29 protein-coding genes are annotated in these 26,323 nt (G+C 40.4%); 13 read left to right on the top strand and 16 right to left on the bottom strand.

The genetic code is table 11. The annotated features are described in order from the left end of the window. The first annotated feature begins 80 nt into the window (after positions 1–80). Both MOB01S_RS02445 and rpsU read left to right on the top strand, forming a co-directional pair. Positions 81–995: a DUF808 domain-containing protein gene (locus MOB01S_RS02445; RefSeq protein WP_066801043.1), complete on the top strand. Its 915-nt coding sequence runs from the start codon at positions 81–83 to the stop codon at positions 993–995. 143 nt (positions 996–1,138) lie between these two features. Then, on the top strand, positions 1,139–1,354 hold the full coding sequence (rpsU, locus tag MOB01S_RS02440) for a 30S ribosomal protein S21 (protein ID WP_066801040.1): 216 nt from the start codon (positions 1,139–1,141) through the stop codon (positions 1,352–1,354). Positions 1,355–1,454: 100 nt separating this feature from the next. On the opposite strand, the gene MOB01S_RS02435 is transcribed toward rpsU, so the two are convergent. Continuing rightward, the gene (locus MOB01S_RS02435; RefSeq protein ID WP_245639983.1) at positions 1,455–2,636 is read right to left on the bottom strand and encodes a D-alanyl-D-alanine carboxypeptidase family protein; all 1,182 of its coding nucleotides are present in this window, start codon (positions 2,634–2,636) and stop codon (positions 1,455–1,457) included. Positions 2,637–3,073: 437 nt separating this feature from the next. Between MOB01S_RS02435 and MOB01S_RS02430 the strand changes: the two genes are divergently transcribed. Beyond that, complete coding sequence (locus MOB01S_RS02430) at positions 3,074–3,712, top strand: response regulator (RefSeq protein ID WP_066801037.1); 639 nt, start codon at positions 3,074–3,076, stop codon at positions 3,710–3,712. A gap of 5 nt (positions 3,713–3,717) precedes the next feature. Beyond that, positions 3,718–5,379: a sensor histidine kinase gene (locus MOB01S_RS02425; protein ID WP_066801034.1), complete on the top strand. Its 1,662-nt coding sequence runs from the start codon at positions 3,718–3,720 to the stop codon at positions 5,377–5,379. Between the two features lie 23 nt (positions 5,380–5,402). On the opposite strand, the gene MOB01S_RS02420 is transcribed toward MOB01S_RS02425, so the two are convergent. Continuing rightward, entirely contained in the window at positions 5,403–5,594 is a 192-nt protein-coding gene (locus MOB01S_RS02420) for a hypothetical protein (protein WP_066801029.1), read from the bottom strand. After that, on the bottom strand, positions 5,587–6,570 hold the full coding sequence (locus MOB01S_RS02415) for a DUF4062 domain-containing protein (RefSeq protein WP_066801026.1): 984 nt from the start codon (positions 6,568–6,570) through the stop codon (positions 5,587–5,589). The genes MOB01S_RS02420 and MOB01S_RS02415 overlap by 8 nt, the downstream gene beginning before the upstream one ends. A 282-nt stretch (positions 6,571–6,852) precedes the next feature. On the opposite strand from MOB01S_RS02415, the gene trhP reads away from it, so the two are divergent. From trhP to MOB01S_RS02380, 7 genes are all read left to right on the top strand, one after another. Continuing rightward, positions 6,853–8,295 carry a prephenate-dependent tRNA uridine(34) hydroxylase TrhP gene (trhP, locus tag MOB01S_RS02410; RefSeq protein WP_066801023.1) on the top strand — a complete coding sequence of 481 codons (1,443 nt, stop codon included), beginning with the start codon at positions 6,853–6,855 and terminating at the stop codon, positions 8,293–8,295. Between the two features lie 16 nt (positions 8,296–8,311). Further along, on the top strand, positions 8,312–9,478 hold the full coding sequence (locus tag MOB01S_RS02405; RefSeq protein ID WP_066801020.1) for a hypothetical protein: 1,167 nt from the start codon (positions 8,312–8,314) through the stop codon (positions 9,476–9,478). Positions 9,479–9,497: 19 nt separating this feature from the next. Continuing rightward, on the top strand, positions 9,498–9,797 hold the full coding sequence (locus tag MOB01S_RS02400) for a hypothetical protein (protein WP_066801018.1): 300 nt from the start codon (positions 9,498–9,500) through the stop codon (positions 9,795–9,797). Then, a complete protein-coding gene (locus tag MOB01S_RS02395; RefSeq protein ID WP_157073870.1) occupies positions 9,787–10,116 on the top strand; it encodes a hypothetical protein in 330 nt (109 codons plus the stop codon). Before MOB01S_RS02400 ends, MOB01S_RS02395 begins: the two co-directional genes overlap by 11 nt. 138 nt (positions 10,117–10,254) lie before the next feature. Further along, positions 10,255–10,596 carry a tetratricopeptide repeat protein gene (locus MOB01S_RS02390; RefSeq protein ID WP_066801014.1) on the top strand — a complete coding sequence of 114 codons (342 nt, stop codon included), beginning with the start codon at positions 10,255–10,257 and terminating at the stop codon, positions 10,594–10,596. After that, a complete protein-coding gene (locus tag MOB01S_RS02385) occupies positions 10,568–11,368 on the top strand; it encodes a hypothetical protein (RefSeq protein WP_066801012.1) in 801 nt (266 codons plus the stop codon). Before MOB01S_RS02390 ends, MOB01S_RS02385 begins: the two co-directional genes overlap by 29 nt. A gap of 78 nt (positions 11,369–11,446) precedes the next feature. Beyond that, a complete protein-coding gene (locus MOB01S_RS02380) occupies positions 11,447–12,217 on the top strand; it encodes a TrmH family RNA methyltransferase (protein ID WP_066801004.1) in 771 nt (256 codons plus the stop codon). Positions 12,218–12,263: 46 nt separating this feature from the next. Here MOB01S_RS02380 and MOB01S_RS02375 read toward each other — a convergent pair whose 3' ends face one another. Beyond that, complete coding sequence (locus MOB01S_RS02375) at positions 12,264–12,749, bottom strand: hypothetical protein (RefSeq protein ID WP_066801002.1); 486 nt, start codon at positions 12,747–12,749, stop codon at positions 12,264–12,266. A gap of 120 nt (positions 12,750–12,869) precedes the next feature. On the opposite strand from MOB01S_RS02375, the gene MOB01S_RS02370 reads away from it, so the two are divergent. Next, on the top strand, positions 12,870–13,271 hold the full coding sequence (locus tag MOB01S_RS02370) for a helix-turn-helix domain-containing protein (RefSeq protein WP_066801000.1): 402 nt from the start codon (positions 12,870–12,872) through the stop codon (positions 13,269–13,271). Between the two features lie 8 nt (positions 13,272–13,279). On the opposite strand, the gene uvrC is transcribed toward MOB01S_RS02370, so the two are convergent. The 5 genes from uvrC to rpsP form a co-directional block, all read right to left on the bottom strand. Further along, positions 13,280–15,106 carry an excinuclease ABC subunit UvrC gene (gene uvrC / locus MOB01S_RS02365; protein ID WP_066800998.1) on the bottom strand — a complete coding sequence of 609 codons (1,827 nt, stop codon included), beginning with the start codon at positions 15,104–15,106 and terminating at the stop codon, positions 13,280–13,282. A gap of 262 nt (positions 15,107–15,368) precedes the next feature. Then, the gene (gene rplS, locus MOB01S_RS02360; protein ID WP_066800996.1) at positions 15,369–15,737 is read right to left on the bottom strand and encodes a 50S ribosomal protein L19; all 369 of its coding nucleotides are present in this window, start codon (positions 15,735–15,737) and stop codon (positions 15,369–15,371) included. 146 nt (positions 15,738–15,883) lie between these two features. Further along, complete coding sequence (gene trmD / locus MOB01S_RS02355) at positions 15,884–16,639, bottom strand: tRNA (guanosine(37)-N1)-methyltransferase TrmD (protein ID WP_066800988.1); 756 nt, start codon at positions 16,637–16,639, stop codon at positions 15,884–15,886. Then, positions 16,639–17,166, bottom strand: a complete 528-nt coding sequence (rimM, locus tag MOB01S_RS02350; protein WP_066801067.1) for a ribosome maturation factor RimM — start codon at positions 17,164–17,166, stop codon at positions 16,639–16,641. Before rimM ends, trmD begins: the two co-directional genes overlap by 1 nt. 78 nt (positions 17,167–17,244) lie before the next feature. Continuing rightward, positions 17,245–17,487 carry a 30S ribosomal protein S16 gene (rpsP, locus tag MOB01S_RS02345; RefSeq protein WP_066801065.1) on the bottom strand — a complete coding sequence of 81 codons (243 nt, stop codon included), beginning with the start codon at positions 17,485–17,487 and terminating at the stop codon, positions 17,245–17,247. Between the two features lie 177 nt (positions 17,488–17,664). Between rpsP and MOB01S_RS02340 the strand changes: the two genes are divergently transcribed. Beyond that, positions 17,665–19,050, top strand: coding sequence for an ATP-binding protein (locus MOB01S_RS02340; RefSeq protein WP_066800986.1), 1,386 nt, complete (start codon positions 17,665–17,667; stop codon positions 19,048–19,050). An 8-nt stretch (positions 19,051–19,058) separates the two neighbouring features. Here MOB01S_RS02340 and MOB01S_RS02335 read toward each other — a convergent pair whose 3' ends face one another. The 7 genes from MOB01S_RS02335 to atpA form a co-directional block, all read right to left on the bottom strand. Beyond that, positions 19,059–19,241, bottom strand: coding sequence for a hypothetical protein (locus tag MOB01S_RS02335; RefSeq protein WP_066800984.1), 183 nt, complete (start codon positions 19,239–19,241; stop codon positions 19,059–19,061). An 84-nt stretch (positions 19,242–19,325) separates the two neighbouring features. Beyond that, the gene (locus tag MOB01S_RS02330; protein ID WP_066800982.1) at positions 19,326–21,008 is read right to left on the bottom strand and encodes an ATP-binding protein; all 1,683 of its coding nucleotides are present in this window, start codon (positions 21,006–21,008) and stop codon (positions 19,326–19,328) included. Between the two features lie 90 nt (positions 21,009–21,098). Continuing rightward, positions 21,099–21,818 (bottom strand): response regulator, encoded by a 720-nt coding sequence (locus MOB01S_RS02325; protein ID WP_066800979.1) that lies wholly within the window; start codon positions 21,816–21,818, stop codon positions 21,099–21,101. A gap of 34 nt (positions 21,819–21,852) precedes the next feature. Further along, positions 21,853–22,269: a F0F1 ATP synthase subunit epsilon gene (locus MOB01S_RS02320; RefSeq protein WP_066800976.1), complete on the bottom strand. Its 417-nt coding sequence runs from the start codon at positions 22,267–22,269 to the stop codon at positions 21,853–21,855. 95 nt (positions 22,270–22,364) lie between these two features. Continuing rightward, on the bottom strand, positions 22,365–23,789 hold the full coding sequence (gene atpD / locus MOB01S_RS02315; protein ID WP_066800974.1) for a F0F1 ATP synthase subunit beta: 1,425 nt from the start codon (positions 23,787–23,789) through the stop codon (positions 22,365–22,367). A gap of 37 nt (positions 23,790–23,826) precedes the next feature. Beyond that, positions 23,827–24,699 (bottom strand): F0F1 ATP synthase subunit gamma, encoded by an 873-nt coding sequence (gene atpG, locus MOB01S_RS02310; protein WP_066800972.1) that lies wholly within the window; start codon positions 24,697–24,699, stop codon positions 23,827–23,829. A gap of 70 nt (positions 24,700–24,769) precedes the next feature. Then, entirely contained in the window at positions 24,770–26,314 is a 1,545-nt protein-coding gene (atpA, locus tag MOB01S_RS02305) for a F0F1 ATP synthase subunit alpha (RefSeq protein ID WP_066800970.1), read from the bottom strand. Between the last annotated feature and the right edge of the window lie 9 nt (positions 26,315–26,323).

The following is a 26,323-nucleotide window of genomic DNA, read 5'->3' as shown; positions in this document are numbered from 1 at the left end:
CACCTTATTTTTAATTGTAAACACACCACCAATTTGCCGATTTTGTGATAAAATTGGCAAAATTACTACAAATACACCTCATGACAAGTTTACTAATTCTCTTAGATGACATCGCCACTGTACTTGATGATGTTTCTATTTTAACCAAAGTCGCCGCCAAAAAAACCGCAGGCGTATTGGGTGATGATTTGGCTCTCAACGCCCAACAAGTAGCAGGCGTGCGTGCTGACCGAGAGTTGGCGGTGGTGTGGGCGGTCGCCAAAGGTTCTTTTGTCAATAAACTCATCTTGGTACCCACCGCACTTGTCATTAGTGCCATAGCCCCCATACTCATCACGCCACTACTTATGGTGGGTGGTGCTTTTTTATGTTTTGAAGGCTCTGAAAAAGTTTTGCACCAATTCGCCCCAAAACTTCTACCCCACGACTTAGATGATGAAGAAGCACACCAAGCACGCCTAGAAGCCAATGCCGAAGGGGTTAACCTTGCCGAACTTGAAAAAGACAAAATCAAAGGGGCAATTCGTACCGATTTTATTTTATCCGCCGAAATCGTTGTCATTTCACTTGGCACCATGACCAATGCCAACTTAATGACCAAAACATTCTCTTTGTCCGCCATTGCCATCATCATGACGGTGGGTGTTTATGGTTTGGTTGCACTCATTGTCAAAATGGACGATGTTGGCTATCATTTGGCAAACAAGCCCAATGCTGGCAGTCAAAAAATGGGGCATTTACTTCTTGCCTTCGCCCCAAAACTCATGAAATTTTTATCCATTGCTGGTACGCTTGCTATGTTTTTGGTGGGTGGTGGCATTTTGGTACATGGCATTGGTATACTTCACCATCAAGCAGAACATTTGGCACATTTATCAGGTGTATTTGGTAGCCTAACCGAAAACCTATATAATGGTTTGGTTGGCTTTATTGCAGGTTGCTTGATTGTGGCGGTGGTGGTCATGTTCCAAAAATTAAAACATAAAAAACATTGATACATCAAGTTTTTTTTGATATAATTTTGTGGTTTTTTCAAACATTCCTTCCAATCTGAGCTGATGCCTACGCCCAAGACCGTACCAGCTTTATAATAATACAGCCAGATTGATGTAAACTTTGTCTTGTATTGGAGTTAATTATGCCTTTAGTTAAGGTTAAAGAAAACGAACCAGTGGATATTGCCATCCGCCGTTTCAAGCGTGCTTGCGAAAAAGCAGGTGTTTTGGCTGACGTACGTAAAAAAGAATTTTACGAAAAACCCACCCAAGAACGTAAACGCAAAAAAGCAGCCGCTGTTAAGCGTTATAAGAAAAAAGTATGGCGTGAACAAGTTCGTACTGTTCGTAAATACTAATCCATACACCTTAAATGCCCAACTCATCAGTTGGGCATTTTTTTACAAAAAACCAATAAAAAACACCCACCGATGACGATGGGCGTTTTGGTGTTTAAAATTAATGCAAATAGGCAAGTTGGGTCAAAATATTCTCAGCATCATTCCAACGGTTGTTTGAGGCACTCGCTCCAAGCAATACCACCACCGCAGGACGGTTGTTGACATGAGTTTCCATAACCACACAATAGCCTGCTTCACGAATGTAGCCAGTTTTTGATGCACCAATCGGATAACTGCCAGAACGCACTAGGCGGTTGGTGTTATTGGCTTTATAAGTACGACCACCCGAATTGTAGTTGTTGATATAAAAGTCATAATTTGGGGCAGTTGAGAACGTACGAATGGTTTGGTACTGCGGATAACTGTTGATGGCTTGCATCATTTTGACGAGGTCAGAAGCTGATGAAACGTTGCGAGGGTTTAGACCAGATGAATCAGAAAAACTGGTTTGGGTCATGCCCAAGCTATACGCTTTTTGGTTCATGGCACTAATAAAGGCATCATAACCACCCGGATAAGTACGAGCCAACGCTTTGGCGGCTGGGTTTTCTGACTTCATTAGCATCATCAAAATAAACTCAGCACGAGTCAAACGGTCGCCTGCACGCAAATTGGTACTCGCCTGCTTTGCACCCACAAGGTCAGATGAGATGAGTGTAATCTCCTCATTCATGTTTAGACCTGCGTCCATAAGCACCATTGCGGTCATCATCTTGGTGATGGAGGCGATAGAGCGTTTGGTGTTGATGTTTTTTTCGTAAATGGGCTGACCTGTTTGCAAATCATACACCGCAACTGCTGATGAGTTGGTGCTTAATGCCAAACGCTCAAAACTTGAAGCGTGCTGTGAATAGTTGGCATAATTGTTGGTTTGCTGACCATAATTTTGGGTTTGGTATGGCTGATTGTTGTAACTTGGATTATTGTATTGGGTGTTATAACCTGTGCCATACTGCTGTTGGTATTGTACTGCTTGTTGTTGGTATTGCTGAAATTGAGCTTGGGTTTGGTGTGCCTGTTCGGTAGAACCTGCCTGAATGGATACTTGACGCACCTCTTTCACAGGTACAGCTTGCATATTGCTGGCATCGCCTTTGCCGATATAAATGACTTTTTGTTGGCTATTATCCACCAAAAACGCATGAGCATTTGATACTGACATAGCAGTCAATACAGTCGCACTTAGTGTGCCCAAAGCACGTTTAGTGAATTGAGTTTGAGTTGTGGTGTTTCGTTTCATCGTAATCCCCTTATACTTCATACGATTGGTTCACTGTTAGGATTGCATGGCAATCCGCTCAAATGTGTTGATTTTTACTGTTTAGTATCAATTTAAAAACTTAAACCACTTTAACCGACAAAACCAAACACGCCAGTATTATCCACCTATATGATATTGTAGGCTGACATACTGTCTATTGTAACATATTATTTTTGCTCATTTGTTGCCAAAAACCCAAAAAAGCACACTGTTTTGTAAGGATTTATTTTTACCACATTCAGTAACATTTAAGCAACCTTTGACAATCACAAGCAAAATTTTACTTATTAGCGTATCTTAAAATTATAGTACAAATGTATCGTAATTTATACACCGTTTATAGGATTTTTTTTGATGTTTTGGCACTTTTTCGTAGCTTGTGGTAAAATTAACAAAAATAGAACACAGAGAAACCGATGACGATACAAGTGCTGGTCGCTGATGACCATGATTTAGTGCGAATGGGCATTGTGCGTATGCTGGACGATGACCCCGAGATTCAAGTAATCGCCGAGGCCAACTGTGGCGAAACAACCATTTCTCGTACCAAGCAGTGCAAGCCAGATGTGGTTCTGCTTGATGTCAATATGCCAAATGTCAACGGTGTAGAAGCCACCAAACGCATCAAACAATTTGATAACAACATCAAAATTCTTGCTGTATCTAGCCTATCTGCCGAGCCTTATCCTTCTTTACTTCTCAAAGCAGGTGTAAGTGGCTATATTACCAAAGGCACGCCGATTGATGAGATGATTAAGGCCATCAAAAAGGTATATGGTGGTGGTAACTATTTTAGCCACGAGATTGCTGATGTGCTTGCCAAGAATGTCCTAGACGACCACAAAAATCCCCTAGACAGTTTGTCCGAACGTGAAAAACAAGTGCTCATCATGGTGGTAAATTGTCAAAGCACCCAAGAAATCGCCGACCAACTTTTTGTTAGCGTCAAAACTGTCAATACCTATCGCTATCGCATTTTTGAAAAATTGGGTGTAGACAGCGATGTCAAACTCACCCACCTTGCCATGCGTTATGGGCTAATTCAAACTGGCTAGCACCCATGTACACCCCACACGACATTTACCGCTACATTGCAAACAGCGTGAAAACTTCATGGTTTTTGTTTGCCAACGTCGCACAAGAATCCCTCGCCTCGGACACTCGTGTTCGTCAGGTGGGCTTGACGTACAGTATTTATCGGTTGACCATCGCCATATTTTTGTTGCTTGCCAGTGCTGCACTTAGCAAGTCTACAGATGTCTCGCCCCCTAGTGTCTTTGAGTTGGTGTTGGTGGGTGCTTATGTGGCATTGAGCTTGGTATTGTTGACATTATTTTATCTACTGCCTAAGCGTGCTCGCCATCAATTATTGTTTGGTTTTGTATTAGACATTGTGGTTTTGGCATTTTACAACAACCACAGCCCCATCAGCCATCTACAAATCGCCCTATTGTACATGATTACGATTTCGGCCAGCTTTATGCTATTGCCGTTGTCGTGGACAACACCACTCATGCTGTTTGTACTGTCTACCATCACTTACCAAAAAACTTTTCACAACAACCAAGACAGTCTTAGCAACCATGACTACTGGCTATTGATGATATGCTTGGTGGCGGTAGGATTTTTAAGTTGGTCCATCTCTCAACGTTTGACCGCTGCCGAAATCGCCATCATCAAACACACCCAAGAGTTAGAAAAACTAAACCTACTTAACCGCACTGTCGTCAAAAATATGGTCAATGGCGTGTTGGTTATTGATACTGACCGCAACATCATCATGCTAAACAAGTCTGCCGAAAACCTACTTCGCCTCCCCTTTGATGCTGACAAATGCGACACGCCTGCCACACTCACCGAAGTAGCTCGCTTTCTTGCCAAAGAACACCGAGAATTACTCCAATGGTATCGCACCATTGACCCAGAAATTCCTGCCACACTCCATTATCAGCTCACCCCTGACCACAACAGCTTATCCGACCGCCTACGCATCAACAACAAACCACTTTATAGTCATGGGCAACTACTTATCATCGAGGACATCAACCGTGAACAAAGCCACGCCCAGATGATGAAATTGGCAAGTTTGGGCGAGTTATCCGCCAGCATCGCCCACGAAATCAGAAATCCACTAGGAGCCATAAGCCAAGCCAGTCAACTCCTATTAGAAACTGCTGACGAGACAGACATCAACAAAGAGTTTTATGAGATTATTTTCAACCAAACTAGACGTGTCAATAACATCATTGAAGACGTGCTTAGCCTATCACGTCAAGAAGCCCCCAACCAAAAAGTCATCGAACTCAAATCATGGTTTGGCAATTTTGTAACCCAGCACTATCCCAAAGCACTCATTGACATCATCGCCCCAAAACCAATCACCATTTATTTTGACCCCAACCATCTAGAACAAATCATGGTCAATCTGATGAACAATGCCCTACGCCATACCATTCATTTGTTTGGTGAGGCAGACGTAACCATCATGATTAGCAAAAAAGGTGAGACGGTATTTATTGATGTGATAGACAATGGCGAAGGCGTACCAGAGTCAGACATTCCCATGCTTTTTAATCCTTTTTTTACAACCAGCAAAAAAGGCACAGGGCTAGGGCTGTACCTTTCTCAATCGTTTAGTGAAGCAAACAACGCCAAAATCCGCTATCTAAAAATTAACGATAAAAGCTGTTTTCGTTTGATTGTGTTACATCACAATCCCTAAACCGACACATGACATATTACCATTTACCAATCATCATCTTCTTTATCATCGTCCCAGTTGGCATAAGTTTTGGCAGGGTCAATACCTTGTGATTTTAGATAAGCCACCTGCTCCTCCAAAGTACGTTTTTTGTCGGCTTGGTGCATGGTGTGCTGTAACTGTGAAAAGTGCTCATCATCTACATCAACCAAAGGATTGCTTTTTATATCAATCATTTACCCCTCTCCCTTGCGTTTGTTTGATATCATCGCTGACAATCCACAACATATTTGAACCGGGCGATACAATCCACCCTGCTGATTGCAATTCAGCTTTGACTCGAGCTAATTCTGTTTTTTTAATCTGATGACGGCTGATGGCGTGGGATTTGGGGTGCTGAACCATAATCATCTCATCAACTTGATGTTTATCAATCAACTCATTAAGACAACGAGACAAGCCCTGCTCTGAAAATGGCAGTTTTAACTCCTCCAACGCCTGCAATATTCGCCTCCATGTCAAGGTAAACACAAATTCCACCTCAATGAGCGTCCCACCCTCAAACACGTGAGCGGTGCAATCTAGCGACACTTCATCATCTAAGGATATCAAAGAAGGCGTGGCTGACAAATCAAGGTCGATTTTGTGGTTGGATAAAATCCCTTCAAACAACTCAATGTCTAACGTTTCTACTGAATTTTTGACAATTTCAATGGCGGTCTTGGCATCAACGGCAGTACGTTCACGTTCATAAGAATTCCATTTTTGAGCAGGCAAATCTAGATTATCAAACGCCAATGTTAATACTTGTTTTAACCCAGTATGCGAACCAAAACTAATGGTGTGCGACTGTTGGTTTTGAATGGAGTTTATCAAATCTGCCAAATGGCGATTTCTGGTATTGGTCAAATCTTGACTAACAAAAATCAACATGGGCTTTTGTTTGGTTTTGGCGTTGGTATAAGTCAGATGAAGCTGACTAACCCCAGATTGATTGACTTGACCGTATTCTTGTCCAATGATGAACACCACCAAATCACACTCATTCACACAACGACGGCTATAACTGGCAGACTCCTGCCCCACCACAAGCAAATCTCGGGTAATAAATGCTCTATCTTCTAAAAATATTGACAAATCGTCCTGAGCTGTCTGTATGCTCACGTCATCAGGAACACAGGCAAGATGGATATGATAACGGCTGTCCGACACACAACACCCCAAAGATGTGAATAATCACAAAACACAGATAAAATATTAGGCATTATAAATAATTTTTTTGAAAAAAAAAAGACATTTGTATGAAAATTGAACATTTTTAAAAAAAAATTTTTAAGAGTTTGTTTCAACAAATAACCAATAAGTACATTATTAATGTATAATTAAATATGTTAATGATAATCATTTATATTTTTAAGTAACAAAACAATCATCAAACCTCTGCCAAATATTTGTTATAATAGTAAGTTTAGAATAAAATTCAGAGCCATCATCATGAGCCAAACCTCAACCCAACTCACCAAAAAACCCGAACTTTTATGCCCTGCTGGTACTTTTAAAAATATGCAATATGCCTTTGCCTATGGGGCGGACGCTGTTTATGCTGGACAAGCAAGATATTCTTTGCGTGTGAGAAATAATGATTTTGATGAAGAGAATTTGCGTAAAGGAATTGAATATGCCCATTCATTGGGCAAACAATTTTATGTTGTGGTCAATATCCAAGCCCACAATGCCAAATTAAAAACCTTTATTGAAGACATTCGCCCTGTCATTGAAATGAAACCAGACGCTTTAATTATGTCGGACGCTGGAATGATTATGATGGTGCGAGAGCATTTTCCCCATCAAGTCATTCATCTATCGGTACAAGCCAATGCGGTAAACTGGGCAACAGTCAAATTTTGGCAAACGATGGGCATTAGCCGTGTCATTGTTAGCCGAGAATTGTCATTAAAAGAAATTGAACAAATTATCAATGAAGTCCCTGATATGGAAATTGAGGTTTTTGTGCACGGGGCTTTGTGTATGGCGTATTCAGGTCGCTGTTTATTGTCAGGCTATATTAATAAACGAGATGCCAATCAAGGCACTTGTACCAATGCTTGCCGTTGGTCTTATAATACTTATAAAGCGGTGGAAAATGAAACAGGCGATATTGTGCCAGCCACTGCCGATAATATGTCTAATGCACAAATTTTTATCCCAACTCAAAATGAAAATAGCATTGCCAATGTTAATTTAAATGGCGATGTTGTGATGGGCGATGATTATGTAGAAAAGCCGTCCGATGAAGTGGTGCTCATAGAAGAACAAGGTCGCAAAGGCGAATTGATGGCAATGTATGAAGATGAGCACGGCACTTATATTATGAATTCAAAAGATTTAAGGGCGGTGGAATTAGTCCCAGACTTAACCAAAATGGGCGTGCATTCTTTAAAAATTGAAGGGCGAACCAAATCGCATTATTATGTTGCCAGAACCGCCCAAGTTTATAGAAAGGCGATTGATGATGCTTATGAAGGCAAAGAATTTGATACAAGTTTAATTAGTGCTTTGGACGGTCTTGCCAATAGAGGTTATACCGAAGGTTTTTTAAGACGGCATATCCATTCTGATTATCAAAATTATGAATATGGCTCATCAAAAACCGACCATCAGCAATTTGTGGCGGAAGTGGAAAGTATTAGTGATGAGCGATTAACGCTTAACATCAAAAATAAACTAATGGTGGGCGATGAAATTGAAATTATGACCCCACAAGGCAATATCATCTATACTCTTGATAAAATGTGGGATAAAAAGGGCAATGAAATAGAGGGGGCATTAGGTTCTGGTTGGGTGTGTCAAATTGCCAATCCTTTTAAAGAAATGTCGCCTGATGTCTTAAAATTTGCCCTTGTGATGAAAAAGGTAGATGAGCCGATTTTTACTTGATATGAGGAAATGAATAATGAATTTGATATTCTCACCCAACATAACTGACTTGGAAAAAGAAATTTGTCAAAAATACTGGGAGTTGGATAAAGAAAATAATTTTATCCATACTGCAAAAGATTTGTGCCAAGAATATCAAATCAACAATACTCAACTGTCCAAAACCTTGGAAAGATGTTGCTTGGTTCACTCAGATACCATTCAATGTCCAAAATGCCTTTCTCCTTATGTTTTTAAAAACAGAACAGATTTTAAAAACACCAAAAATACCAGCAGTACTACTTGTCGTCAATGTATTCAAGAAGAAATACAAAAACGACAGCAAGAACAACATCGCCTAGAACTAAAAAGATACCAGTATCTTTGTGATAGTGCAGATAGTTTTTTGAGCAAAGAATTGAATTATGACGATTTAACATTCTTGGATAAGTTGTATTTATTATCACTCATTAAAATGTGCATTAGTGAAGACCTATCGTATTTAGATTCTGTAACATCAAGACTCAATCAAAAATTAACACCAAGTCAAGATTTTAGTGCAGAGCTTTTAAAGCACCTATATCATAACAATTTAATACAAATTAGCCCAGACAGCACAAAAGAATCTATTGATTGGAGAGAGAATCAAGTTGATGGATTTAGCTTTTATTTAGAAAGGGTCAGATGGATTATCCCAAATTTTAATGGGTTGCGTACAAATGAGTTTATAGAAAAATTAGAAAAAGACATTAAAAATTCAATAAATGATACAGAAAATCATCAAGCATTGTATGATATTTTCAAAAGGTCAGCATTGGAAGAATGCTTATCTTATTTGACTTATAAAATCAATGAATACAACCTTAATTTTTCAGCAGGTGAGAAAACAAGGTATGTTTTTAATAAAATATTAAACGATTATGCTGTCAGCCAAGTTTATTATTTCATTGATAAAGGGTGTCGTGATGCTGTTGCAAATTATTCAAAAGGCACATATAGTAAAAAACATGCTTCTAATACAATAATTGGCTCAATTGAAAGATTGTCAGAGAGAGCAACGCTAGAAAATTGGCAGATAAAATCTTGGAATAGAATAAAAGAACTACCGCAATCTTATCTAAGTATTGTTATTTTTGATTTAATATTAAATAAGAAAGATGGTGGTTTTAATTTTTCATTAAATGAATTGGTATTATTTTCTTGATCAATAAGAAGGAGTTAATATGAATATTAATTCTAACACCAATATCAATGCAAAGCAGTTATACACTACTTTGCAGAATAATAGCGTTTTTATTAAAAAACAAAATAGCGATGATGTTGCCAAAGTTAAGCTAGAATTGGATTATTCTACTTTTATGCAGTTACAAGAATTGTTATCCGATTTGTCGCCAAAAAACCCAAAAACCTTATATGATGCTTGTATGGAATATCAGGCAATCGGTGATATGGATTTTGATGTTCCTGAATTTAAAGATTTGCCACCAGATGTTAGTGAATTGGAAACTTTGTTTGATGATTGATTATTTTATATCCACTTATTATACCATAAAAGATAATCTATTTATCACGATATTTGTTTTTTCTTTTTTGGTTATTTTGTATTTTATTGTGGATTTTTATAATTTTGTTATCATTGGACTACCAGTTCTTGTTGCTTATATTTTTGCTATTATTCAATCCTCTGCTACTGGTGCTGGTCTATTTATGGTTTTTATGTTTTTACCGCATTATATTGTTGAATTTTATGTATCAAAAACAGTGTCACCAACAACCATTTGCGGAGAAATTTCAAATATTAGACTTGTTTCGGACGGTCGTTCATCAAAAGAAGTTTTTTGACTTAAATTATCAAGATAAGATTCACACCTTTAATAAAGATAAATACGATAGATTTAGGGTAAGTGATAAAATATGTGTTCAATATCATCTGGCTTTTAATAATAGAAGATTTAATGTAAAGGTTTTAAAAGAAACAAAATGACTGAATTAGAAACTTTACTAAACCTAGAAAAACAAACCCCCAATGACGATAAATTATTGTCCAAAATTGCCTTTTATTATTTAAAAAATCCTAATGGCAATAAAGAGTTGGAGTATTTTAAAAAAGCCTATGAAGTCAATCCAAACATTAAAAATACTCATAATTATGCGTTTTGGGCGTATTATGAATATGGGGAGGATGAATTGGCTTTGAGTTTGTTTCAAGAATTGATAGATAAAAATCCTAAATCGTTTTATCCTTATATGGCTTATACCAATCTTTTGTTGAAAAAAATCAGATTACAGCAATATGGCAAATATCGTTTCAGTAGAAAATAACTCTGATTTAATTATTGAATTACATAAAAAATCCCTAGAAAAATTTAAAAGTTTGCCAAAAAATTGCCAACAAAGTCATTGTTATGAATTGGTTTATATTTATAATAATTTAGCAAATCTTTATACACTAAATTTTGATTATAGGCTAGCCAGCCGTTATTATGATGATGCTCTAAGTGAGCTTTACGATTGTTATCTAAATAAAGATAATTTATCTATTGATAGCAATCAGCTTGATGAGTGCCAATATAGAATAAATTTAAATAAAATATATTTATATTTATTGATGGACGATAAAAAGAAAGCAAAAATATCTTTGGAAACTGCTCGCCAATGTAAAAATTGCGATATGTTAGATATTGCCCACATGTATGCTTTAATGGGTGAAAGCCGAAAGTGTTATGATTTGTGCAAATATGAAAATTATATTGATACAAGTTTTTCTTGGATTTGGTCTGCCATTTGTAATGTTGACCCAGATTTTTTGTATAGCCAAATTGATGGAGACAAAAAACAAGCACAAGAAATTATTTTGGATTATCAGCAAGAATTGGAATGTTGCAATGATGAAAAGAGAAAACTCAAAATTCAAGAACATATTGATTACCACACCAACCGTTTAGAAGGTTTGGATATTTGGAAATATCATATATCCATACCAAGCACAAGTTTAGAAATGGAGTGTCGTTCAAATTTACATTATTTCTACAAATGCTATTTATTTGGTTGTGAGTCATGTGGTAATTTGATTGAGGATAATTTTATGTTATAATAATATCAATATCAAATTGATAATCAATAAAACACCCCAACCCATTCATCAATCACATTTACAAAACAGTACATCATCATGATTATTACCAGCAAAGAAAATCCCTTAATTAAAACAGTATCAGCCTTACTCAACGACCCAAAAAAACGCAAAAAAATAGGGCAAACGGTAATTGAAGGCACGCATTTATTGGACGCTTATTTAAAGACAAATAAAATGCCAATCACTGTCATTGTCAGCGAGAGTGGATTGGCAAATCAAGAAATTCAAGATTTGCTCAAAAGGTTAAATAAAAACCCCATTATCATTAACAATAATTTATATAAAAACATTCGCACACTTGGCGAAAGTTTACCCATCATGGCGATGATTGAAATACCCAACTTGACACTAAATCAAACCATCGATACAGATTGTTTGGTTATCAATGGCATTCAAGATACGGGCAATCTTGGCACACTATTTCGCACGGCAAGTGCCACAGGCTTTGAGACGGTGATTTGCACCACAGGCACGGCTCATGCCTACAACCCCAAAACCTTGCGAGCAAGTATGGGGGCGAATTTTAGTTTACAAATTTATGAAAATGTGGCGATTGACAAAATTTTTGAATTTATTCAAGTGCCACTTTACGCCACAACTTCTCATGCAGACGGACTGATTTATCACAAAGATTTGACCGCACCGCTTGCCCTGATTATGGGACATGAGGGACAAGGCGTGGATAAAATTTTGCTAGAAAAATGCACGCCCCTAACCCTACCCCAATATGGCGAGGAGAGTTTAAATGTCGGCGTGGCAGGCTCGGTGTGTTTGTATGAGATTTTAAGACAGAGAAGGTTTGCTTGATAAAAAAATCATCGCCCTATTAGAGCGATGATTTTAAGAATAATGACTATAGGTCGCTACTGTTGTATGCTGACATACACGCTTTCACGCTTCGTTTCCAAGATTCGCCACCGCTAAACACATCATCAACAACCCATTTACCGCCTTCGCTAACCACTTTAAAGACAGCAATTTCACGTCCATGTCCAGCAGACCACTCCGCTCTCACTCTACCATCTGACAGAACTTGGTAATTGATGCTTTTGTAAATATTGGAATAATAACCAACCGATGCGTCCTGAGTGTCAAACACAAGACCGTGTGAATCTACACAACCCATCTCTCCATCAGGCACAGAAAATTTTTCAAACTCACGCACGTCAGTGATTAAGTCATTGAAATCAAATGATAAAAATTTACGAAAACCAGCAGAATCGTAACTGGCACGATTTCTCAGCTCATACTCCGCCAAATTTTTCACCGCAGAAATCTTAGCAGAATCATTAGCATACGCCCCTTGTGTGGCAAGGATAGCAAGAGCTGAAACACCCAATACGGTCAGAAATTTTTTTCATAAAACACCTTTAAACTAAAAATCCGTTTGCTAATTATGCCAAAAATAGGTATATTAGACAAACTCAAATCCGACAATCACCCACCCAAAAAGTAGAATATGCACACTTATGACAAAATTCGCACACTCAGAGAACAAAAACAGCTTACCCAAGAAGACGTGGCGGAACGCTTATTTATGTCGGTAAGTGGATATTCTAAAATTGAGCGTGGCGAAACTCGTTTAAACATGGAACGATTGGAACAAATTGCTGATGTGTTGGATATTGATATTTTGGAATTGATTTCAAAAAGTGAAGGCAATGTGATTTATGCGTTAAATTCAGGCTACCACAATTTTCAAAACACCATCTACCACAATGCTGAAAGTTACCAATCCGAAATCGACCGCCTCAATCTCATCATCACCCACAAGGACGAATTGCTCGCCCAAAAGGAGCAAGAAAATCAGCGTTTGCAAGATTTGATTGACAAGCTCACACAATCTTTGGTGAACAAATAAGCACCAACCTACCCATGCAACGCCCCATAAATCGTCCGTGCCAGTACTTTGCCAATACCTTTGACTTGGGCGATTTCTTGCTCGGACGCACCAAGCAGTTGCTGTATTCCCCCAAAATGAGCCAGTAGGTCTCGCCTACGTTTTGCCCCCAGATTGGGGATAACTTCTAGCACTGATGAGCCACGAGCCTTGTCTCGCTTTTTACGGTGAGCCGTGATGGCAAAACGATGAGCCTCGTCTCTAATATGCATGATGAGATGTAGGGCTTTATGGTCGGCAGGCAAATCAATGGGTTCATGGTTGATAAAATGCAATACTTCTAGCCCTGCCTTTCGCCCCTCTCCTTTTGCCACACTCACAAGCAAAGTATCATCAAGTTTACCAAGCTCTCCTAGCACCTCTTTGGCGACATTTAGTTGCCCCTTACCGCCATCTATCAATAACAAATCAGGCACATCGTGCTTGGCATACCGTCTTGTCAACACCTGTCTCATCGCCCCATAATCATCACCTCCTGTGATGTCATGTATGGCATATTGACGATAATCCCTACGTCTTGTTCCACCGCCATCAAACACCACACATGACCCCACTGCCATCTCACCCATCGTATGACTGATGTCAAAGCATTCAATACGGTCAATCGCCATCGCTTTATCTGACACCAATGATAATACTCGTTGCAAGGCAACAAATCGCTCATTTAATTCATAAAAATCAGACAATTTGGCATTTAGGGCGTTTTTAGCATTCATCATCGCCAATTGTTGCCATTCACGGCGATGTTTTTGAACGTTGATTTTGATGGTGGTTTTTTTACCAAATTGTTCGCTTAGCAACAAGCCAATCGTGTCTTTTTCATTAATATCTTGATTGATAATGATTTCATTTGGCAAATCATCACTCACATCCAAATAAAAGGACAACAAAAACCGCCCCAAACGCTCTTGTAATACACCAAAAATTTCCACATCATCTACAAAATAATTTTTACCGCCCAACACCTTGCCACCACGCACCGTCAGCACATGCACAACCGTCAAGCCATGCTGTTCATCTATCGCAAACACATCAGCACTACTATCATCACCCACCAAATACACCGCTTGTTGGGCGGTAATGTCTGTCAACATGGCGAGGCGGTCTCGGTAAAATACCGCTTTTTCAAACTGCAAATTTTCGGCAGATTCGTGCATTTTTTGGGACAGTAACTCTTGTAACTGCGAAGATTTACCCTCCAAAAAAGCCATAGCCTCAGCCACTGCCTCATCATATGCCACCTTATCAATCAAACCAACACAAGGGGCACTGCACCGCTTGATTTGATATTCTAGACAGGGGCGTTTGGCAGTAGCAAAAACATGATTATTGCAATTTCTTAGCATAAATAGCTTTTGTAATAACAACAGAGCCTCTTTGGCACTGCCAGATGAAGGATAAGGACCAAAAAAGCGACCCTCGCCATGATTACCCTTCCCACGCCCAATACCCACATAAGGGAATTTATCTTTGGAAATAAAGACATACAGATAGGATTTATCGTCTCTTAAAATGACATTATAGGGCGGTCGGTGTTGTTTGATGAGATTTTGTTCAAGGAGCAATGCCTCACTCTCACCTCGTGTGATAACCACTTCAATATCACAAATGCGTGCCACCAACGCTCGTGTTTTTGGGTGGTCTATGGTTTTGACAAAGTAGCTACTGACACGGTTTTTTAGGGATTTGGCTTTACCCACATACAAAATCTCGCCTGATTTGCCCAGCATTTGATAGACACCAGGGAGATTGGGGAGATTTTTGAGCAGTTGGGTGATGTGGCTAGATTGAGTCATGAGAGATGGCGGTGAAAATTTATACTTAATTCACATCAAAATCACACAAAAACCGTTCACCCTAAGCTAAAACTTTGGGTGAGGCGGTTTTTCGTTATGGTTTTACAAACTTACCATCAACAAAAAACCTTTGTTTGTTTTTGAATAGAATTTACTATATGACTGAAAATTTATGAATAAATGAGGTGGATTTGGCATTTTGCAAACTTGTCCTAGTAAGCAAAAAACCCCACCAAACGGCAGGGTTCTTGTCAAAAAAACATTAGGCTTCTTTTTTGAAGTTAAGTTTTTCTTTGATACGAGCAGACTTACCAGAACGATCACGTAGGTAGTAAAGTTTGGCACGGCGTACATCACCACGGCGTTTAACCTCGATGCTACCAATGATTGGTGAGTGCAATTGGAATGCACGCTCAACACCTACACCGCTAGAAATTTTACGCACGGTGAACGATGAGTTAAGACCACGATTACGCTTAGCGATAACCACGCCCTCAAATGCTTGTAGACGCTCTTTGTCGCCCTCTTGAACACGCACTTTAACCACAACAGTGTCGCCGGGGGCAAAGCTTGGGTGTTCTTTTAGTTGAGAATTTTCAATGTGTTGAACTAATGGGTGTTTGTTGCTCATGGCATACTACTCCAATACATGACATAGGCTTGATACCTTTATTTGTGGCTTAAAGGTCGCATATCATTGTTAATGTTATTGAATAACATATTCAATCAAATTTCCGAGCCACACGGACATAAAGATTGGCTATTATACCCAAACAATCACGTTTTATCAAGCTCTTTTAGCCACTTCGCTTGCTCTTTGGTGGGGCTAAATTTCGCCCACAAATCAGGGCGGTGGGTCTTGGTGCGTTTGACTTGCTCCAAAAACCGCCATTTGGCGATGTTGGCATGATGTCCTGTTAGTAGCACCTCTGGTACTTTTTTATTCTTAAAAATCAATGGCTTGGTATAATGCGGACAATCAAGCAATCCATCTACAAAACTGTCTTGGTCTGCCGATGCTTCATTCATCACATCAGGCAGTCGGCGTATCACACTGTCAGCAAGCACCATCGCAGGAAGCTCCCCCCCTGTCAGCACATAATCCCCAATGGAAATCTGGCTATCCACATAACACTCAATCAGCCGCTCATCAACCCCCTCATACCGTCCACACAGCAATATCATGCCATCAAACTTGACATGAGCCAAAACAGTCTCCTCATCTAGGGTTTGACCTTGTGGTGATAGATAAATGACAGGGCAAGTAGGATTTGCGATACCATGTTTGGCAAAATACTCAACCGCCAAGGCTTTGGTATGCAAAATCGCCTTTTCTAAGGGTTCTGCCATCATTACCATGCCCGGCCCACCACCAAAAGGACGCTCATCAATCCGCCGATAGTTATCAGTAGCAAAATCTCGTGGATTAATGGTGTGTATCACCACTTGACCACGTTCCACCGCTCGCCCTGTGATGCCAAATGACAATGCCTCAAACATCTGTGGCATGATGCTAATGAACGCCAAAAACATCAGTAATCACGACCCCATGCCACAAGCATGGTCTGATTGGATAAATCCACATTCAGTACAATACTAGTATGCCAAGGAATGAGTCTCTCTTCGCCATCAATACTGTCTTTGGTGGGCTTGACGCTGATGATTTCATGAGCAGATGTTTCAAACATTTCTTTAATCACCCCCAGATTATCGCCCTCCTCATTAATGACAGTAAGCCCCACCAAATCCGACCAATAATACTCATCATCATCAAGTTTGGGCAGGTTGGATTTATCCACCCAGATGGTTGTGCCATTCATGGTTTCAGCAACATTACGGTCAGCAATCTCTTTAAAACTTGCCACAAGCCCCGACCCCTGCTCACGCCAATCAGTCACAGTTAGAGGTTTAAAACCTGTGGCGGTTTTCATGTACCAATTTGGCATATCAAAAATGTCAGCACGGTTATCGGTATCGCTAAATACCCAAAGCCAGCCTTTGATGCCATAGGGTTTTTTTAGGGTGGCAATTTTGATGAGTGAGTCAGGTGTTGGAGTCATAATTTTTTTTAAATAAAAAGTTAAAAATAACAAAATCGGTTTATGTTACCACAAACCGATTTAGGCAATGCTTCAAAATTACTTTTGAGCTTGTTTAACAAGCTGTACAATACGGTCAGTAGGTTTAGCACCTTTGGCAATCCAAGCATTGTAACTGTCTAGGTCAATGCGAAAAGACTCTTCTTGACCACGAGCCAAAGGGTTAAAAAAACCAATCTTTTGGATATGACGACCATCACGAGGAGCACGTTTGTCAGCCACAACGATTTGGTAAAATGGGCGTTTTTTTGCACCGCCACGAGCCATACGAATCACTACCATGATAACTCTCTTTAAAACTTGAAAATTAAAATTTAAAAATGCAAGATAAGTCATTTGGTTGCCGTGTGAGGATAAGCCGTTGGCAATACCAAACCTTAAATGGTTATTTTAACAAAAATATTCATCAAAATCAACGTCAATTTGTGTTAAAATGATACAAAAATTGGGGCATTCATCATGAAAAAACGCTATGAACTATGGCTGTTACGTTTTCGTCATCGCCTAAACTCAAACACTTGGCAAACGGTCATGATGATTGGCTTTATCGTCATGATAAGTGTCATGTTGTCCATTTGGTTATTTTGGCGAAGTCTATACCTGCCAGAGATAAAAAATCACGCCAATTATCTTGCCAGTGAACTTGATTTTTTGGATAAGGCTAGACAACAATTTGTCAATGACCCTGATAACCTTGCTTGGTTTTATGCACACAACCACATACAGGTTATTGATAATCCTGATGATTTTCCTGTGGTTAATGATAAAATCATCGCTGACTTTTTTACAGATATTTTTGCCAAACAAGTCTCGGACAGGCTAGGTCGCCCCATCAAAGTCTATTTTAAATTCAAGCCCACACCTCGCCTATGGATACAAGATAGCAAACACCCCAATGTTTGGCTACTTGAACCTGTTACTTATTATTCACAGTATAGTGCCAGCTTGTTTGTGCTATTTGGGCTTGGCTTGCCATTTTTGACAATTACTACCATTTTTATTTTGGTACGCCGTGCCAACCGCCCACTCAAACAGCTTGAACGCATTGCCACCGACTACATCAACCTTGGACATGCCACCACCCTCCCCACGCACACAGGCTCAAACGAAATTCGTAAGGTAAATACAGCTTTTAACCGCTTATTTTACACCCTTTCCCAATCCCAAAAAGAACGTGCCATCATGCTTGCTGGTATCAGTCATGATTTGCGTACACCACTCACCCGCATGAGACTGACTGCTGAAATGCTTGGTGATGAGTTTTTTAGAGAAGGCTTGGTATTAGATATAGAGGATATGGATGCCATCTTGGAGCAGTTCATTTCTTTTATGAAGGACGGTTCGGACGAAGCAGTAAAGACGGTCAATTTAGACACCATTTTTCATGAAATCATGGTGCAGTTTGGCGATGTGAAGTTTATCTACGAAAACACGGTCAATCAAGAAGTGTTGGTACGCCCTCTTTCCATAAAACGCCTTATTACCAATCTTGTCAATAACGCTGTTCGTTATGGGCGTGAACCAATACATCTGATTGCCAAAATACTGCCACCCAACATAGACGAAGTGGACAACAATATCGCAAGCCTAATGATTGGCGTCAAAGACGAAGGGGATGGCGTGGCAGATGATGAAATAGAACGCATCATGCAACCTTTTGAGCGAGGAGAAACCGCCCGCACCACACAAGGCAGTGGGCTTGGGCTTGCCATCGTAGAGAGGATTGTTCGGCTTCATCATGGCAAAGTACACGCCCAAAACCACCCAGAGGGTGGGCTTTTGGTATCTGTTATCATGCCACTCATCACACCCAATGAGGACAACATCTTAGAAGACCAAACCTAACCACCACATCAAGGCGACTTTGAGCCGATTTCGGGCGGTAATTGACTGGTCGTATTTGTAAATGCAATAGATGATTTTAATGCAGATCGATGCTCTTGGACGCTTTCGGACTCACTCTCCCTTTTTAAAAATAAAGAATAACCCAAAAACACACCATTTAATAATAACAACCCAGCAAATAGATAGGGCATACCACCTCTCCCATTAAATCAAGCTTAATACTTATGGTTACTATATTAACACAAAATCTGACTTTTATACACCAAGCCATGATTTTATTTTGATAAGAGTTTTTTCTCGCTTTTTTCTTGGGTTAATTTATCCGCCAAAACAGTAACGCCCACTTGTTTGACAGGCCATGTCATTTTAAAATGAGCCCCACGCAGGCTTGGGCTTTCACCCACACTCATGTTACCCCCAAACCAAAAAGCAATCCTTGATACGATAGACAACCCAAGCCCATACCCTCCAGAAGCACGAGTACGGCTGTCATCAAGGCGAGCAAAAGGAATAAAGACTTTTTCACGATCAGCCTTTGGAATGCCCTGCCCATCATCTTCAACACTGACAAATGCCACACCTTTTTTGACACCTGCACTGATGATGATGGTACTGTTGGCATAACGCAGAGCATTACCTGCCAGATTTTGCACCACGCGATGCAGATAACGTCTGTCCGCCATTGCCACCACTTTAGATGAAGGTGCATTGATTTTGATTGTAATGGACTTGCCAAGTGCATTTGTTTCTCGCTCAACCTGTTCTAAAAGCTCACGTAAGTTCACCATCTCCCAATCCATCTTTGGCGAGCCTTCTTCTAATTTGGCATAAGTCAAGATTTCATCAATAAGTTCATTTAACGACTCAATATCTTTGTCAATCTGTTCACGCTGACTTTGGCGAAATTCATAATCATCTTCGTCCGCCAGCATATCCACCGCAAAACGAATGCGTGCCACAGGCGTACGAAGCTCATGAGATACTGCCCGAGTTAGCTCTCGTTGGGATTCTATTAGTCGTTTGATGTGTTTTGTCATGGCGTTAAAAGTTGATGAAAGCCGTGCAATATCATCACGCCCCACCACCTGCACACTCGTATCAAGCTCCCCTTTGGCAACTCTATCCACGCCAGCTTGTAGCAGTTGCAACCGTCTTTCCAATGGAAAAATCAAGGCATACACCCCCAAACTGATTAAAAGCAAACTAATCAGTACCACACTTGCCACAAGATTTAGAGGGAAATAATTAAAAATCGGTACAGGTCCCACCACAATCGCCGAATCCTTGACATCAGAAGCGATGATGACCGAAATGCTAGGTTCTTGGGTGTTGACACTGTCTTTAAAAAAAATCACAGGCTCATTTTTAATCAGTTTGGCAATTTGGTCAGAATCAAGCCCCACCCTTTCAATCAATTCCATACTGACCGAATAGCCATTTTTTTTACTCAAAAAAGCCAATCGCTCCTGCTTGGCACTCAATGTAGGATAATAGGACAAATCATCAAGCAAAAACATCGTCATTGCACGCACTTGACGTTCGCCCACACGCCCCACTTTTACCCACAACACCTGTTCGTTGTTAATACTCTGATATACCAACGATTCATGCGTTTTGGCATTATAGCGCACCACTGATTTTTCTTCGGATAGGCGTTTTAACTCTCTAGCTTTAAAACCAACTTCCTCTATTGATGACACATAAAATGGCGACCCAAAAACCTTACCCGCTCCTTCAAGCCATGCACGTTTTTGATCGGCAGTGGTTTGTTTGGCAACTCCTTGCCCTATCAAATAAAAAACGCCAGTCGCCACTGATTCACGATAGGATTGAATACGTTCTTGGTTAATTGTATCCACAAAAAGATAAGCAAAAAAAGCCACTGACAAACACACCAGTAGCAATCCAGAATAGATACGAAAAAAAATACTGCGTTCAGTAAAAGAAAAAATCGCCATAAATAAATATTACCCACAAAAAAAGTCGGTTTTAAGCCGACTTTTATTATAACACATAAAAACAACTGCCATCTTATATCAAGATGATGATTAACCCTCTTTAACAAAGAGATAACCTTTACTTCGTACAGTCTTGATGCGTTTTGGATTTTCTGGGTCATCGCCGATTTTTGGGCGAATGCGAGAAATACGAACATCAATGGAGCGGTCTTGCCCATCATATTCAATACCACGCAAGCGTTCAAAAATATCTTCACGAGACAAAATCTTGCCAGCGTTGGAAGCCAAAAGCCATAGCAAATCGTATTCAGCACTGGTAAAATCTACAAGCTCATCATTTAAAGTTACTGAACGACCGCCATTATCAATCACCAAATCACCAAATTCCAGACGTTGTGGTGTATCATCAACAGGAGCAGATTCAGAACGGCGAAGTAATGCACGAATACGAGCCAAAAGCACACGAGGTTGGGCAGGTTTTGCAACATAATCATCTGCCCCCATTTCAAGTCCCAACACCTGATCCATATCTTCAGTGCGAGCCGTTAACATTAAAATTGGTTGAGCATAATGCGGACGCACTTCGCGACACACGGTCAAACCATCAGAGCCAGGAAGCATGACATCAAGAACCACCAAATCAGGCTGTTCACTGATAATACGGCGAATGGCACGAGTACCGTCTGTCTCAATCGCCACATCCAAACCATTACGTCTAAGATAATCTTGGGTCAATATCGCCAATCGCTCATCATCTTCAACAATGAGAATGCGTGGTATGTCTTCTTTTTCTGGGGTAGTGCTTGTCATATTTATCCTTAGCCACCAATACCTTATCTAACCATTAAGCACGATTTTTAAATTTACGAATTGTTTGAAGTTGTGCCACTGTTTCTGCCAGCGATGCCAATGCAGCACTGGTATCTATGTTGGCACTCTGATTGGCAAGTGCTTGTTCAGCATGGCGACGTGCTTCAGCGATTTTGGATTCATCTAAGTTACTGGCATGTTCTGCTTCATCTGCCAATACTGTAACAAGATGTGGTTGAACTTCCAACACACCACCTTTTACATAAATAACTTCATCAGTATCTTGATTGGTTTTTAAATGCATAGGACCTGGTTTAAGTAAGGTGATTAACGGCATATGTCCTGCCAAAATCCCCAACTCACCATCACATCCTGAGGCAACCAATACTTTGATATCACCAGAATACAATTCTTCTCTGGCACTAACCACTCGGCATTTAAATGTTGCCATTACTCACTCCAAGATTTATAATCAAATCATTTTATATATTTAAAAAACACAAACCATCTCAAAACAGGGTGGCATTACCACCCTGTCTTATGACATTAAGCACTTGCCAACTTTTCAGCTTTTGCAATGGCTTCATCAATACTACCAACCATATAGAATGCTTGCTCTGGCATATGATCATATTCACCATCAATGATGGCCTTAAAGCCAGCAATCGTATCCTTAAGTGCTACATATTTACCAGGTGAACCTGTAAATACTTCGGCAACGTGGAAAGGTTGTGATAGGAAACGCTGAATCTTACGAGCACGATACACCACCAACTTATCTTCTTCGGACAATTCATCCATACCCAAGATGGCAATAATGTCTTTTAACTCTTTGTAGCGTTGTAGTACCATTTGCACACCACGTGCAACATTATAATGCTCTTCGCCAATAACTTGTGGGTCAAGCTGACGAGAAGTAGAATCTAGCGGATCCACCGCAGGATAAATACCTTGTGATGCGATATCACGGCTTAGTACGACGGTTGCGTCCAAGTGAGCAAAAGTGGTTGCAGGGCTTGGGTCGGTCAAGTCGTCCGCAGGCACATAAACAGCTTGCACCGAAGTAATAGAGCCAGATTGGGTGGAGGTAATACGCTCTTGCAATGCACCCATTTCTTCCGCCAAAGTTGGCTGATAACCTACTGCCGATGGCATACGACCCAAAAGGGCTGATACTTCGGTACCTGCTAGGGTATAACGGTAAATGTTGTCAACAAACAACAGAACATCACGACCCTTGCCAGTAGCTTCATCTTTTTCGTCACGGAAGTATTCTGCCATGGTCAAACCAGTCAAAGCCACACGCAAACGGTTTCCTGGTGGTTCATTCATCTGACCGTAAACCATTGCTACTTTTGATTTGGTGAAGTCTTCGGTATTAACAACGCCTGCTTCTTGCATTTCGTGATAAAAGTCGTTTCCTTCACGAGTCCGCTCACCAACCCCAGCAAATACAGAAAGACCTGAGTGTTTTAGGGCGATGTTATTGATAAGCTCCATCATATTAACGGTTTTACCAACACCAGCACCACCAAACAAACCAACCTTACCCCCCTTAGCAAATGGGCATAGCAAGTCAATAACCTTGATACCAGTTTCCAAAAGCTCAGTTGAGTTAGACTGCTCATCATAGCTTGGCGCATCACGGTGGATAGACCATTTTTGCTCAGCATTCACAGGACCAGCTTCATCAATTGGGCGACCAAGCACGTCCATAATACGACCCAAAGTCGCCTTACCTACTGGCACAGAAATCGGTGCACCAGAATTGGATACAGACAAGCCACGCTTCAAGCCCTCAGTTGAACCCATGGCGATGGTACGAACCACACCATCACCAAGTTGTTGTTGAACTTCTAAAGTGGTTTCTGTACCGTCCACTTGTAAGGCGTCAAAAATTTGTGGGACTTGACCACGTTCAAATTCAACGTCAATCACCGCACCAATAATCTGCACAATACGACCGCTCATTGCGTTCTCCTATAAATCATTATTTGGCTAAATTAGATTACGAAACAGCGGCAGCACCGCCAACGATTTCCGAAATTTCTCGGGTAATCGCCGCTTGACGCAATTTGTTATAAACCAACTGTAACTCTTTAATTAAATTACCTGCATTATCTGTCGCCGCTTTCATGGCAACCATACGAGCAGACTGTTCAGAAGCGATATTTTCAAGCACCGCTTGATAAACGATGGTCTCAATATAACGTACCATCAAGCTATCAATCAATGTCTTGGTATCAGGCTCATAGATATAATCCCAACCATGAGAAGCTTGTTTGGTATCTTCTAGTGAACCCTCTGGCAAAGGTACAAGCTGAGAAACCACAGGTTTTTGCACCATTGCATTGATAAACTGATTGTAAACTAAATAGATACGATCTAAACGCCCTTCGTTATATTCGTTAAGCATAACCTGCACAGGCACACTCAACTGCTCATAATTTGGGCTGTCGCCATAATCTGTTAATGTTGAATTAACCTTGCCACCAAAATTCTTAAAAAAACTCACCCCTTTTGAACCAATTGCAGCAAATTCTACTTCCACAGATTGTTCTTGGTAACTTTTTACAGATTTTAGTAGGTTTTTAAATAAGTTAATGTTCAAACCACCTGCCAAACCACGATCCGATGTGATGACAATAAAACCTACACGATTCACAGGACGGCTGACCATATAAGGATGTTTATAATCAGATTGTGCTTGTACCAAATGTGCAATCACGCGGTGCATACTTTCTGCATAAGGACGACCCATCTCCATGCGTTCTTGGGCACGACGCATTTTACTGGCAGCGACCATCTGCATGGCACGAGTGATTTTTTGAGTGCTTTTAATACTGGTTACTTTTGCACGTATTTCTTTTAAGCTTGCCATAATTATTCCAATACTGGACTTATGTTAAATGGGTTTATGGTGTATTAGAAGCTAATACACCATATTGCTTTTAGTAGCTGTGCGACGCTTTGAAAGATTCAATTGCTGATTTTAGACGACCTTCAATGTCGTCGTTGTAATTAGCAGTTTCATCAATCTCAGTCATCAAAGCACTGTGATCATTACGCAAATAACGTAGCAATGCTTCTTCAAACGCACCAACTTTCTCCACATCTACATCTGCCAAATAACCTTCGTTAGATGCGTAGATGACTGCTGCTTGGTCAGCGATAGACATTGGAGCGTATTGCTTTTGCTTCATCAATTCAGTAACACGTTTACCATGTTCTAGCTGTTGTTTGGTTGCATCATCAAGGTCAGATGCAAACTGGGCAAAAGCTGCAAGTTCACGATATTGAGCTAGAGCTGTACGGATACCGCCCGAAAGTTTTTTGATGATTTTCGTTTGGGCAGCACCACCAACACGAGATACTGAAATACCAGCGTTCACCGCGGGGCGAATACCTGAGTTAAATAGGTTAGATTCTAGGAAAATCTGACCATCAGTAATAGAAATTACGTTGGTTGGTACAAATGCTGATACGTCACCTGCTTGGGTTTCAATGATGGGTAGAGCAGTCAACGAACCTGTTTTGCCTTTCACCGCACCATCAGTAAATGCTTCTACATAATCAGCATTGACACGAGAGGCACGCTCTAATAGGCGAGAGTGTAGGTAGAAGACATCGCCTGGATAGGCTTCACGTCCTGGTGGACGGCGTAGTAGCAAGGAGATTTGACGATAAGCAACCGCTTGTTTTGATAAATCATCATAAACAATCAGAGCATCTTGACCACGGTCACGGAAGTATTCGCCCATTGTACAGCCAGAATAAGGGGCAATGTATTGTAAAGCAGCAGGTTCAGAAGCAGAAGCAACTACCACAGTAGTATAAGCCAATGCACCTGTCTCTTCTAGTTTACGCACCACGTTGGCAATGGTAGAACGTTTTTGACCGATTGCCACATACACACACTTAATGCCAGAATCTTTTTGGGCGATGATGGCATCAATCGCCATAGCGGTCTTACCCGTTTGACGGTCACCAATGATAAGCTCACGCTGACCACGACCGATAGGAATCATGGTATCAACGGCTTTATAACCAGTCATCACAGGCTCATCAACGGATTGACGTGCAATAACACCAGGGGCGATTTTTTCAACCTTATCAGTCAATTTAGCATTGATAGGACCTTTACCATCAATGGGGTTACCCAGCGCATCTACGACACGACCCAAAAGTTCAGGACCAACTGGTACTTCTAAAATACGACCCGTACAGAAAGCTTTTTGACCTTCTTGTAGGCTTAGATAGTCACCCAATACGACTGCACCGACCGAATCTTGTTCTAGGTTAAGTGCCATACCATAGACACCACCTTCAAATTCAATCATCTCACCATACATGGCTTCTTCTAGACCATGAATTTGTACAATACCATCAGACACACTGACGATAACGCCCTCAGTTTTTGCAGTTGCGCCTACGTCAAGGTCTTGAATACGTTGCTTAATCAGATTGCTGATTTCAGCTGGATTCAATTGTTGCATTGCCTTGTT

The organism is Moraxella oblonga NBRC 102422 (assembly GCF_001598275.1).
Taxonomy (GTDB): domain Bacteria; phylum Pseudomonadota; class Gammaproteobacteria; order Pseudomonadales; family Moraxellaceae; genus Moraxella; species Moraxella oblonga.
This window is presented reverse-complemented; position numbering and strand designations above follow the sequence as displayed.